The sequence below is a fragment of the Fervidibacillus halotolerans genome (assembly GCF_026547205.1).
GTDB classification, from domain to species: Bacteria; Bacillota; Bacilli; order Bacillales; family Caldibacillaceae; genus Fervidibacillus; species Fervidibacillus halotolerans.
In genome coordinates this window covers 388,293-399,863 of the sequence record NZ_CP106877.1, presented here as the reverse complement: position 1 = coordinate 399,863, position 11,571 = coordinate 388,293, and the positions used below count along the sequence as shown (strand labels likewise).

The 11,571-nt window shown below is 37.5% G+C and carries 13 protein-coding genes and 1 pseudogene; 2 read left to right on the top strand and 12 right to left on the bottom strand.

The features are described from left to right. Positions 1-48 precede the first annotated feature (48 nt). On the top strand, positions 49-582 hold the full coding sequence (locus OE105_RS01815) for a GbsR/MarR family transcriptional regulator (protein WP_275421038.1): 534 nt from the start codon (positions 49-51) through the stop codon (positions 580-582). A gap of 250 nt (positions 583-832) precedes the next feature. Here OE105_RS01815 and OE105_RS01810 read toward each other — a convergent pair. Then, a pseudogene (locus OE105_RS01810) lies at positions 833-1,158 on the bottom strand (transposase); the annotation flags it as partial. Between the two features lie 167 nt (positions 1,159-1,325). Here OE105_RS01810 and OE105_RS01805 point away from each other — a divergent pair. Further along, the gene (locus OE105_RS01805) at positions 1,326-2,384 is read left to right on the top strand and encodes a zinc-binding dehydrogenase (protein ID WP_338030921.1); all 1,059 of its coding nucleotides are present in this window, start codon (positions 1,326-1,328) and stop codon (positions 2,382-2,384) included. 306 nt (positions 2,385-2,690) lie between these two features. Here OE105_RS01805 and OE105_RS01800 read toward each other — a convergent pair whose 3' ends face one another. The 11 genes from OE105_RS01800 to OE105_RS01750 form a co-directional block, all read right to left on the bottom strand. After that, positions 2,691-3,059 (bottom strand): hypothetical protein, encoded by a 369-nt coding sequence (locus OE105_RS01800; protein WP_275421037.1) that lies wholly within the window; start codon positions 3,057-3,059, stop codon positions 2,691-2,693. Between the two features lie 44 nt (positions 3,060-3,103). After that, positions 3,104-4,117, bottom strand: coding sequence for a YcaO-like family protein (locus OE105_RS01795; protein ID WP_275421036.1), 1,014 nt, complete (start codon positions 4,115-4,117; stop codon positions 3,104-3,106). Beyond that, positions 4,108-4,866 (bottom strand): ABC transporter permease, encoded by a 759-nt coding sequence (locus tag OE105_RS01790; protein ID WP_275421035.1) that lies wholly within the window; start codon positions 4,864-4,866, stop codon positions 4,108-4,110. Before OE105_RS01790 ends, OE105_RS01795 begins: the two co-directional genes overlap by 10 nt. Further along, positions 4,867-5,763: an ABC transporter ATP-binding protein gene (locus OE105_RS01785; protein WP_275421034.1), complete on the bottom strand. Its 897-nt coding sequence runs from the start codon at positions 5,761-5,763 to the stop codon at positions 4,867-4,869. It lies immediately after the preceding gene. Beyond that, a complete protein-coding gene (locus OE105_RS01780) occupies positions 5,753-6,361 on the bottom strand; it encodes a CPBP family intramembrane glutamic endopeptidase (RefSeq protein WP_275421033.1) in 609 nt (202 codons plus the stop codon). Before OE105_RS01780 ends, OE105_RS01785 begins: the two co-directional genes overlap by 11 nt. After that, the gene (locus OE105_RS01775) at positions 6,362-7,216 is read right to left on the bottom strand and encodes a SagB/ThcOx family dehydrogenase (RefSeq protein ID WP_275421032.1); all 855 of its coding nucleotides are present in this window, start codon (positions 7,214-7,216) and stop codon (positions 6,362-6,364) included. A gap of 24 nt (positions 7,217-7,240) precedes the next feature. After that, entirely contained in the window at positions 7,241-8,053 is an 813-nt protein-coding gene (locus OE105_RS01770; RefSeq protein WP_275421031.1) for a hypothetical protein, read from the bottom strand. Positions 8,054-8,068: 15 nt separating this feature from the next. Next, on the bottom strand, positions 8,069-8,983 hold the full coding sequence (locus OE105_RS01765) for a hypothetical protein (protein WP_275421030.1): 915 nt from the start codon (positions 8,981-8,983) through the stop codon (positions 8,069-8,071). Further along, positions 8,967-9,491 carry a hypothetical protein gene (locus tag OE105_RS01760; protein WP_275421029.1) on the bottom strand — a complete coding sequence of 175 codons (525 nt, stop codon included), beginning with the start codon at positions 9,489-9,491 and terminating at the stop codon, positions 8,967-8,969. The genes OE105_RS01765 and OE105_RS01760 overlap by 17 nt, the downstream gene beginning before the upstream one ends. Positions 9,492-10,271: 780 nt before the next feature. After that, positions 10,272-11,204: an IS256 family transposase gene (locus OE105_RS01755; protein WP_275421028.1), complete on the bottom strand. Its 933-nt coding sequence runs from the start codon at positions 11,202-11,204 to the stop codon at positions 10,272-10,274. Further along, positions 11,152-11,454: a hotdog family protein gene (locus OE105_RS01750; protein ID WP_275421027.1), complete on the bottom strand. Its 303-nt coding sequence runs from the start codon at positions 11,452-11,454 to the stop codon at positions 11,152-11,154. The genes OE105_RS01755 and OE105_RS01750 overlap by 53 nt, the downstream gene beginning before the upstream one ends. Positions 11,455-11,571: the final 117 nt, after the last annotated feature.

Sequence of the window (11,571 nt, the reverse complement as noted above, 5' to 3'; positions counted from 1 at the left end):
AGAAATTTCCCGTTGTAAAGGAATAGTCACTGTTGGAAGGTGAAGAATTTGAATAAGGAGATTAACGAAAAACTGACCGATATAGAAGAACGCATCATCGACACGTTTGCTGAAAACATGCGTACCTATGGAATTCCCCCAACAGTCGGACGTGTACTCGGAATTATGTATATGAACCGAAAACCGATGACGCTAAATGATTTATCAGAAGCAACAGGAATGAGTAAAACACGGATGAGTCAAGTCGTTCGTGAAATGGTGGATTATAATATCGCCTACAAAGTGTTTGAAAAGGGCGTTCGGAAAGATCTTTATAACGTAGAACAAGACTATTACCAACGATTTATTTCACTTTTTTCCTCTAGTTGGCAAAAAGTCATAAAGAAAAACAAAAAAATGGGGAAAAAGATATATGAAGAATTAACGGAGATCCAAAAGAATGAAAACTTAGATTCGGTAACAGAAGAAAAAATTGTTGCTTTACTAAAGGAAACAGAACGATGGTTAGCCTATTATGACTGGCTCGATCGTCTAATGGACTTTTTTGAAAGCGAAGAAATCTTTAAATATGTACCAAAATAATTCGCTTTTTTAACACGGGTCCCCCTTGCGTAAACGTTTATGCAAGGGGGATTTCCCGATTCAAACAGTACACGTAAAGCAAGTTTCTTATATACGTATACACCCTTCACATCTCCTTCGGTCCGCATCAATAACTTTTACCGGATGGACGAATCGCACCCTATGACTTGCAATTATAAAAGGATAATCGCCAGTTTTTCCCTCCGTAGAACCGAATATCCTTTGAGTACCAATTTTATCCTCTTTAGCTTATTTCCCGCGTACGCATGCCACTTTGATACATCTTGATGACGGCTTCCTCAAGCCAGCCAGTATGACGTTGGTAAGGGGCAAACAGCTGCGTTTGAAATTCCCATTTCGGTCTCTTGGGACCAAAAGACCTTCAATCCGGCCATATTGCTTATCTAGATTTCGTTGATAGTAACCGTTTCTCATATTCGACCTTCCAGCCTGTTCCATTTCAAGGAAACTTTTCATTTCTTCTTGCATGATCAGTTCTAATTTTTCCTTTACAAACTGGCGAATCGCACTTTCCAGTTGATTTGCCCAGTCTACATTCGATATACTTTTAGACATAGGTAGGGTTCTCCTTTCTCTGGAATGTGTTTTTATCCAAATCAGAGAATACCCTACCTTTTTTCTTTTGGTCTAGCAAAATGCTTTACACAAACTTTTATACATCATCATATTAATATATTTATTGTAATATAATTATAATTTTAAAGAATTAGAGGAGGTATTCTATGGCAAAAATGAAAGCTGCCGTATGGTATGGGAAACAAGATGTACGTATTGAAGATAGAGATGTCAAACCTGTTGACGATAACGATGTAAAGGTAAGAGTTGCCTGGACGGGAATTTGTGGAACAGACCTACACGAATGGCAAATTGGTCCGATTTTGTTACCAGTTGATCAACCGCACAAAGTCAAAGGAGAAACCACACCGCTCGTACTCGGACACGAAGTATCGGGGGTTGTCGAAGAAGTTGGAAAAAATGTTACAGGTATAAAACCGGGAGATCGCGTTGTCATCAATCCGGTAGTCTTACCTGGAAAATACGATGAGTCGGTCGACCGTTACTACGGTTTTTATTCAATCGGACTCCATACCGATGGTTCTTTCACTGAATATGTAGTTATTGATGAAAAAAACATCATTCCGGTTCCGGAAGATCTACCGTTCGATAAAGCTGCATTAGCCGAACCGTTATCCGTTTCCTATCAAGCTGTAAAACATGCCGGAGTAAAAGAAGGGAATGTCGTCGCCATCTTTAGTTGCGGTCCGATTGAGCTTTTGGCCATCATTGCCGCAAAAGCAGCCGGAGCAAAGGAAATTTATGCATTTGATCTCGTAGAGGAACGACTCGAAAAGGCTAAAGAAGTCGGTGCAACCGAAGCGCTGAACTCCGGAAAAGTAAATCCTGTCGAATACTTACGGGAAAAATATCCGCAAGGGGTCGATGTCAGCTTAGAAGCCGCCGGTGTCAAACCGACCTTCGATCAGGCGATCGCGGTAACCCGACCGTTAGGAAATGTGTGCATCATCGCTGTGCACACAAGAAACTTCGAATTTAACCCGTTAGCATTAATGACAAGTGGGGTCAAATTGTCCTCCTCCATGGGTTATACACCACAGACCATAAAAGAATCTCTAGAAATTTTAAGAAATGAAGAATTCAATTTCGAACCGATTATGACTAAGAAAATTGAACTGGATGATCTCGTTGAAGAAGGATTCCAGTCGCTTGCCAACGATCCAAAGCAAGCAAAAATTGTTGTCAAAGTTAGCGGGGATATGTAATCCAATTGACAATTAACGATCACCATTAGAAATGCAATTTTGCATGAACAATAAAAAGGTTAATTTCGCTAAAAAAAGCATATAATATAGAAGTAAGAGGGTACAGTAATGTACCCCCTTCCTCTGAATCATGCTAATTTGATGGTTGCCCAGCACCAGCAACAACAAGAGCAGCACCAGCCACCCGGAGAAATGGCGCTTGCATGGAAGTCTTTTTGGTCCTCGACTTTCCTGATAATCCGCATCCGAATCACCTCCTTTCAAATATGGTTGAAACGAGGCATAACGGATTATTAAGGAAAGCAATTACGGATAAGGTAATATTTCTTTATTGAGCTCTGCCTCTTCAGGCAGATATTTTTTATATTTCGGGTGACCTAATGCCGGGAAACCAGCGATAAAAGCCGGCGCAAACTCTAACATATATACCTTTGAGATATAAATGTGCTTGAATTGTCTTGCCATTTCCAGACGTGAAATAAGCGGGTTTATATTATATAACTGCATAAATTGCCAAATATCGTATTTCGTTTGTTCATCCCTGATCTCCGATAAAGTACGGCGCGCGTTTCCTTCTACATACCAATCCAGTTTATGTCGATTCCTTTCCAGACCGTAGTAAGAAACCGCCTGATAGAAAGTTTTGAAATTCCGTGGATCATCATCTTCTTCCACATCGAGAAAACCGTTAGAGTAAACCGACGTTAACCAATCTGGCGCTACACAATTTTCCTTGTATTATTTACCGATTGCGCATACTCTTCCAATGCGGCTAATATTGCCTTTTCGATATCATAAGAGATGCCCCCACCTGTATTAAAAGAATACTTGGTCAAGTCTTTATCGAATGACATCGCCGTTACAACGTGGAAATTTTGCTGATCGACATTGTGTCTAAAGAAACGAATCTTTTTCTCCTTAATATAAGATTCATATTTTTGCAGTCTTTTATCTTTTATATCATCGATAATGATTTCTTCCGGCTTGATATGGCAGTACCAGGATAAATTGATCTCGCTTCTTTCAATAATTTCCGTTAATCCATGCTCAATTCCTTTCTCCTCTAAATAATGGGATGTTAAGCCTCCCGATGTAGCATAGCCAACTCTTTGCTCTCCTCTCATCTCCGGCTGGTAATACATCAATATAATGCTTGCCGGGACGTAAACTTCTTTCCCGCTAACTAACTCTTCCATTTTGATCCAGGTTAGGGGAGTTTCTTCGTCAAAATCATCAAATGGAAAATCTTCTTGTAGCAAATGTTCATCCGCAAAAAATTTCAGATTGGATGGGTGAACCGCATTCAACCCCAGTTCAAGTAATTCATTGTAACTTCCTTTTACGAGGTGATCTTTTTGTAGAAAATATTCAAGGCAGGCAATTAACCGTTCAAAAGCCTCACCTAGTGACGAGCAAATCGCCTTATACATGGTGAATCCTTTACCGCCGGCAAAAATCGATTCATTTAATTTTACGGACATGCTCGTTTGACGCTGTAAGTAATTGAAAAAGTAATTAATATTCATAAACTCGCAGTTTCCGATAAAAAGAGGAAGTTCTGTTGAAGGAGCGAAAACAAGATCCAATTTTTTTATTAAGTTAAAATAACCTAGATAGCTCATCATCTCCTTATAATTGACATAATCTTCGTATTGAAATTGCTGGGGCTCGGAAATTTTTCTTTTATTCAATATGGTTATGGTGACCGGGGCACGACGTTTTTCTAATCCCATCGTATTTTTACACTCCTCAATACAATTAACATGACTATTCCAGCGACTAAGAGGTAAATAATATGAGCAAAATGCTCGTTAAAGGACAATTCACTAATCCATAAGTATTGCACAAATTCAATGCTGTGGGACATCGGAAATATTTTAGCAACAAACTGCACGTATTCAGGTAATGAATCTAAAGGCAGCGCAACGCCGGATGTGAAAATCATCGCCAGGAAAAAACCCGATGTTACGATACTGGCTGTACGCGCAGATTTAATAAACAAGGCAAATAAGAAACCGATCGAATAAAAGATCAAAATGATCCAGGAGTATGCGAAAATGAAAAGGATACATTCCCAAAAGTTCATGTAGAATGATGCATTGTAACGGATAAACGCCAAAGCACCGAACAAAAAGGTTGATAGTAGACTGACTAGTGCAAAAGTAAAGGCCAGGGATAGAAAATAGAAACGAAGGTTGATCGGATACGTACTGTAGCGTTTTAATACTCCCTGCTCCTTTAACTCCAAAATGGTAATCGGAATTCCCATCAATCCCGCATTCGCTAATAGGAATACGATATTGACAGGAACAACCATATCAATTCCTTTCACATTTTCACCGTATGGGGTCATTTCATCACCGAAGGTTCCGCCAAATACGACGGTTAAGATTATGGGAAGAATCACCATGAAGAAGATCGAGACAGGTTCCCTGAGTAATGCTTTTAATTCAATTTTGATGAAAGCAAGTGCTTTTTCCACTCAAACTTCCTCCACTTCTTTTAACAGTTCTCCGGTATGGTAAAAATATATATCTTCCAAATTCACAGGATGTAAGCGAAATTTTTGATGGGAAAGCAAGCATTTTACGTCGTCATAGTCTTCACGATTGATAAAATAGTTGTAAACGGAACCCGAGACCTTTAAGTTGCGTAAAATTTCTTTCCTTTTTATCATTTTCAGCAACTCTTCGTGATTTTTTCTTCTCGTTTTTATGACATAATCATGTTGGAATTCTTTTAAGATCTGCTCTGTTTTCCCTTCTAAAACAATTTTTCCTTTATTAATAAGGAAGATATAATCACTATATTGAGCGGCTTGATTCAAATAATGGTCGGACACGATGACGATATGATTTTCGGCATATTCCCGGATCAAGTTCCAGATTTCATCGCGACTGTACGTATCGAGCCCGGAAACCGGTTCATCGAGAACGATAATTTCATACCCGGGCATAAACAACATGGCAATTAATAATCTTCTTTTCGTTCCACCAGATAAATTTTTAGTTTTTTGATCATAGTATTCCTGTAATTTGAATTTTTCCAGATACTGGTATGTATCGATTTTCAATCCAAACAGTTCTTTGACGTGATTTAATTCTTCCCTTACCGTGACATTTCGGCGTAACGTGTTTTGCTGGGTTAAAAAGCCTACCATTTTTTTTATTTTCACATCATCAGATGATACTTGATGAATTCGTACTTGACCGTGATCCATTTTCCTAAGTCCTACCAGTATTTCTAACAGGGTCGTCTTTCCACTCCCATTCGGACCGGCAATTAAATAAACACCTTGTTGATCGATCACGATATTAATATCGTCTAAAACTTTCTTGTCCCCGTATGTTTTCCGCAAATTGCGAATTTCAATCGCCAAGATTGCCAACCTCCATTGAATAAGATTTTTCTTTAGAAGCGAATAAGTTATAAGTAACGTGAAAAACAATCGGGAAGAGAATGTGATCAGTCAATAGAAACAAAATCCCGCAGACAAAACCTAATACGGTTTTGGAAAATATATCATAAGTTGAGAAGAAAATATGTACGAGGCCGAAACAGAGACTGCTTATAATTAAAAGAAGGATAAAAGGCATCGCTTCGCTCGTTAGCATATAATAACGAAACAATAACTCTTCAAAGACGGATATAAAAGATGAAAGGAGAAATACTCGCCACTGTAATTTCCCTTTTAATATAATGTAGAGAAAATCGAGGATCAAGACCTTTCCCTTGATCATATTCAGTACGATAAAATCAACTACAAAAAACACCATTCCAAGAATGACTACGATAAAAAGGGTAACAAAATCCCAAAGGAACCAGGTAAAATCTGGGAGAAAGGAACCGAAATAAAATCGATTAACCAGGCATGATAAGATTAATAAACCGACATAAAGAAACGGATATTGAACTTTTCGCCACTTCAACCATAAAATGGTCACAAGAAGAACCAGGATTTCAATGAAAATTACCATTTAAATCTCCTCTGGTGGATAACCAAAGCTCATGCACAAAATCGGATATTGATTACTATTTAATCCTAATAAATCCTCGATTTTATGCTCCAGATATCCAGCCAAACAACAAGAACCAAGTCCGTGGTATTCAGCCAATAATTGCAAATAGGCGGCCAAAATTCCCGTGTCAATATGAGCAAAACGATAGGCACGCTTATAATATTTCGGTACTACCCTTTCCATATCGGCAACAATCAAGCAGACAAAATTGCTATAAACAGTGAACTCGTTTTGATAATTGATTTCGTTAATTAATGGTCGCATATTCCCCTGATCGATGAGACAAAGTTCATCACGAATAAAATCGTAGTAGTATAATCCTTTTTCCAGTTTCTCGACTTTGTTAACGATGATATATAAATCTAGATAGTTCAGGCCTCCCTGGCTATTGGTATATTTAAAGGGAAATCGCTTCTGATTGTAAGCCCCCATTCCCCAATATTTCACCCCGAAACTGTAGTGAATGATGTTGCTGAACACTTCAAAATCAACTTCATTATTGGCATAATCTCTGAGAGAATGCCGATTGGCGATTATTGTAAAAATATCTTTGTTTTGGATTTTGCTATGATTCACCTTTAAAGGATACTTGCGTAGACTTTTTTCGATAATGTCTTTTCTTTGATGTTCGATGTAATATTCATCATGCATATATTTCATGAAATTTCTCGTTTTATAAGGAGTATCATCGATAATTTCATGGATTACTTTTAGATGATCGAAATCCGTACTATTCAGGAGAACTTCACGTACGGCTTGAATCTGATCACGGACTTCATTGATCCGGGTCCCTTCCATTTTCACATCCTGCATGATTTTCGCTCCTTTAAATACTAGTTATTTTGCGACAAAAAATGCCTGAATGCTTCGTTCGACACCATCGAGACCAAGTAGAACGTTCAGTTTATGATTTTCAAAGAGTTCAATCATGGCATATGCAGTGTTTTGTTCATCAAAAAACCCCCTAATTCTTTGCAACAATTTCCCATATTCAATGAGACTACTTTTATAACCGAATTCGCCGAAAAACAGCATTTTCCTGATCGGAATAAAGATGGGAAATATGAGAATGGGATTTTTCTCTTGCAAAAGGGTCGGTTCTAATGTTTCGATGCTAAAATAATTTTGTTCCATCAATTTTTCCATCATGGTAGCATCCTGGTTTTTCCATTTAAAAAGAAATTCTTTTTTCGGCAAATATTTGTATATTTCTCCCTCTATATAAATTAGTAAATCCGTTATAAAATAATCTCTTTGATCAAATCGATTGAGGAACTCGCTAATCAACCGGACCCGTTCAGGAGCATCTACAATATCAATATATTTTTCTTTTTTCAGTACATATTCCGAGTTTTGTGGATGAACGGTCTGGTTGTGCCATTCAATGGCCCGTTCATAAAGCATCATATTTTTCATCAATTCATTGGTTTTTATAAGGTCCGCGTTTACGTGGAAATATTCAGCCGGTGAAAAATAATACTCACTTGTATAGCGAAAGGCATAATAGGACAAATTTTCCTCGAAAAACTCAAAAGTATTATCCGTATGAACAACATTTTCTTCAATATAACGTTTGAAAAGCGCGATTTCTTCGTTACTAAAACTTCTTTCTTGTTCTGCAAAAAACATGGCAACGATCGACTTATCCATTTTCCTTCTCCTCGCTTATAAAAATGGATGTACGAGATTTTTATCCCCCTGGCAGCTTGGACATTTCGGGAACTTTAATAAACGTGTTTTTGTATAAACCATTCGTTCAAAATCGAGAGAGTACGCATAGTAATTAATCGATGTATAACGGGAATACCGTTCCAACAACAAAATCGTTTGATTCACTAGTAAATTAAAATGAAGCCGGTTCATTTGCTGATCGGTTACGCCTTTTTCGCTTAAATGCTCCTTCATCACTTGATAGTCTAATAAATTGTAAAAAGATGATTCTCTTAATATTTCAAAATCGTTATAGCAACCGACCTGTTCAAAATTAAGCAATGGAATAATAATGCCTTCATAACCATCTAAATACGCGATTATTAATTTCGTATTCTGTTCTAAAGAGATTTTATTTAATTGATAATGGGTGCCTGGCGAAAAGCAGTGACTAAAATACAAAACAAAATCATATTTAGCAAAAATTTCCCCTGCATGCTCCTCATCATAAAGATCTAAATAAACGGTTTCTAAATCCGGGAAATTTTCCAAGCTATAGTAATCAACCGCATAATTTTCATTATCCAAAACTTCTTTGATAATATTGATCTGCTCTGCTCCACTGATGACACACAGGTGTAGCTTTTCCACGCCAGCGTAGCCTAACTCATATAATATTTCTACATCTTTTAACTGGTTTAAAACTTCCTCGATTTTCTCTAATTCTATCTGGTTCCCTTTTGAAAGAAGCAGCTCTTTTAATTGTTCTTCACCAATCGGATAGTCGACCTCTTCAAAAAGCACCTCAAGAATTCCCGTTTTATCATCATCTTTAATATGAAAAGAATAGTTTGAGATGCTTCCTCTTTTTACAAGATATTCATAACGTGAGTTACGGATATATTGTAATGTTTTATTCAACTGAAGCATGGCTTGCTTCCTCCTTGCCTATTTTTTCCATGTGTAGGTCGAAAGCCACGACGTTTCCCTTTAAATCGATTTTTGCGATTTCTATAATGTGATTTTTTTGTAAATCTAATTTCTCTTGATCATTTAATTTCGCGTATTCGGTAAATTTTTGTACCGCCTGTTGAAATTGCTCTGGATCATTAGCAATAGAAATTTTTATACTCTCGGGCATTATATATTTTTCTACATATTCGTATTGGGGATACTCCGTGATAAAATCCATAAGATCCTTATCCTGTACAACGGGAACGATAATTTCCAGCTTGATGGTCTTTTTTTGGGAATTCTTTTCAAGCACTCTTGTGATCACCCGATTTGTATGATAATACCCTTTCTTTTTTAAACGTTTGATTAATAGATCCATTTCTTTCTTTATTACTAGTGGATTATCGATTTCTTTCCGAAAGCGAAGGAGATGTTCAAATATGATCGCTCCACACTCTTCGACCGTCAATTCTCGCCGTATCATATGAATAAGCCTCCCTATCATTCGATCAAGCATTAGCAAGTTCCTGATTTAAAGATGTCGCTTTTCCTTTCTATTTCAAAAGATACCATTCTCCGTGTTTTTTTAAGACTAGTATAAACAATCTAAATAATTGGTTAAATAGGCCGATAGTCCCCAACATCCCATGTTTTATAAAAAAACTTTTAAAGAAATGAATGGAATGATAAAAGAATGTAACTTTTTTTACAGAGCCTGGTAATCTAAAATTTTTTTACAGTCGATTTCCCGGTCATAATTTCAAGAAAAAAGTTTGTTATTTTTACAAACACTTAGCTGCTGTAGACGAATTTTGCTGTAAATGAATCTTTACATTTGAGCAAAAGTCCGCAGAAAGTTTAAGATGATGGAACTAATTCGTAATCTAATAGAATATGAAAGTGATCCTATTTCTTGGGCATTAATAAAAAATGCGAGCGGTTATGGAGGAAATTTACTCCTTGCCACTCGCATTTTTTAAAATCTCTCAAATACCAAATTGATAAAGGATTATGGTACTGTCAAGAATTTTGTGTAATGTAAGATAGATAGGGTATTTCTGAAATGGATTTAGAATAGAGAGGGATATTTCCTCCACACAGGAGACTGAATATTCAGTTTCCTGTGTGGAAAAGGAGAATCCCTCTTATCTCATTGATTTACATTATTTGGTTAATTGTAACGTTCTCCAAACATTCGCTCGAGGGCTTCCTGCGTTTCGGCAAATCCTCGAAGTTTCCGGTCGGCCCACTTCTATTTAAAGTCTTATATCGCCAAATACACGACTTTTTCCGTGGCTTCTAAACTGTTCAAACTGTTCATCGGATTTATGCGTTTCCGAATCTCCTTGATCCTTCGTTCGATGGCATTGGTCGTGTAAATCACACTTAGAATACTGCTTGGATCATCCATAAATGTAAGGAGGATATCCCATTCATTGGCCCACGATTGGACTTCTCTTGGATACTTGCTGGACCATTTCGACTCAAACTGTTGAAACATCTGTAACGCTATCTCCTTATTCGGTGCGCGATAAATCAGTTTGAGATCCTCTGCCACTTCAAATTGCTCTTTTTTCCGAACACGATGTAAGGTATTACGTACTTTATGAACGACACAACGCTGTACATCGGCTTTCGGATAAACAGCCTTAAAGGCTTCCTCAAAACCCGGTAGTCCATCGAATACGCCCAGAAGCACTTCCTTGATGCCTCTTTGGTAGAGATTTTGAAGAATTTCCTGCCAGCCATAGGCACTTTCTTGTCCTCCCACAAAGAAATCAAGAATTTCACGATATCCTTCTTCATTCACACCTAACACCACATAAATGACTTCTTTCTCAACGGTTTCACGACGAAGTTTTACGTATAAACCATCCAAATATAAGACGGAATAGCGCTTATGTAGAGGACGAGTGTGCCATTTCTCGATATCTTCCTTGACGACATCGGCAATATGGCGAATTGTTGTTGGTGAGTAGGCATTTTCTAAAATTCGTTCAATAAACTTACCAATCTCACGTGTACTCATGCCACTTTGATACATCTTGATGACGGCTTCCTCGAGCCAGCCAGAAGACGCGTTGGTAAGGGGCAAACAACTGCGTTTGAAATTCCCATTTCGGTCTCTTGGGACCAAAAGACCTTCAATCCGGCCATATTGCGTATCTAGATTTCGTTGATAGTAACCGTTTCTCATATTCGACGTTCCAGCCTATTCCATTTCGAGGAAACTTTTCATTTCTTCTCGCAAGATCAGTTCTAATTTTTCCTTTACAAACTGGCGAATCGATACTTGCTGTTAATAACCCTTGAACCATTAATCGGCCTTTTTCATCTGGATGAATATGATGGTCGCCTTGATCACCGGTCAATTCGCCAAATTGGAGAACATCCTCTTTTGTAAATGTTCGACTCCATGAAAATTTCATTCCCTCTTCAATATTCATTGTTCCACACCCCATTCTATCTAATTTTTAAAATTGAATTCAATTATACAAAATTTTTCCTTTCAACATATTGCTTCGCCAAATAGATTCACTTACATGTAAAACGCTTTCACTTGA

Bases quoted from the DNA above. Each gene is read 5' to 3' on its own strand.
- OE105_RS01805 (WP_338030921.1), top strand. From the start codon at position 1,326: ATGGCAAAAATGAAAGCTGCCGTATGGTATGGGAAACAAGATGTACGT.
- OE105_RS01795 (WP_275421036.1), bottom strand. From the start codon at position 4,117: ATGGGATTAGAAAAACGTCGTGCCCCGGTCACCATAACCATATTGAAT.
- OE105_RS01780 (WP_275421033.1), bottom strand. From the start codon at position 6,361: ATGGTAATTTTCATTGAAATCCTGGTTCTTCTTGTGACCATTTTATGG.
- OE105_RS01775 (WP_275421032.1), bottom strand. From the start codon at position 7,216: ATGCAGGATGTGAAAATGGAAGGGACCCGGATCAATGAAGTCCGTGAT.
- OE105_RS01770 (WP_275421031.1), bottom strand. From the start codon at position 8,053: ATGGATAAGTCGATCGTTGCCATGTTTTTTGCAGAACAAGAAAGAAGT.
- OE105_RS01765 (WP_275421030.1), bottom strand. From the start codon at position 8,983: ATGCTTCAGTTGAATAAAACATTACAATATATCCGTAACTCACGTTAT.
- OE105_RS01760 (WP_275421029.1), bottom strand. From the start codon at position 9,491: ATGATACGGCGAGAATTGACGGTCGAAGAGTGTGGAGCGATCATATTT.
- OE105_RS01755 (WP_275421028.1), bottom strand. From the start codon at position 11,204: ATGAGAAACGGTTACTATCAACGAAATCTAGATACGCAATATGGCCGG.
- OE105_RS01750 (WP_275421027.1), bottom strand. From the start codon at position 11,454: ATGAATATTGAAGAGGGAATGAAATTTTCATGGAGTCGAACATTTACA.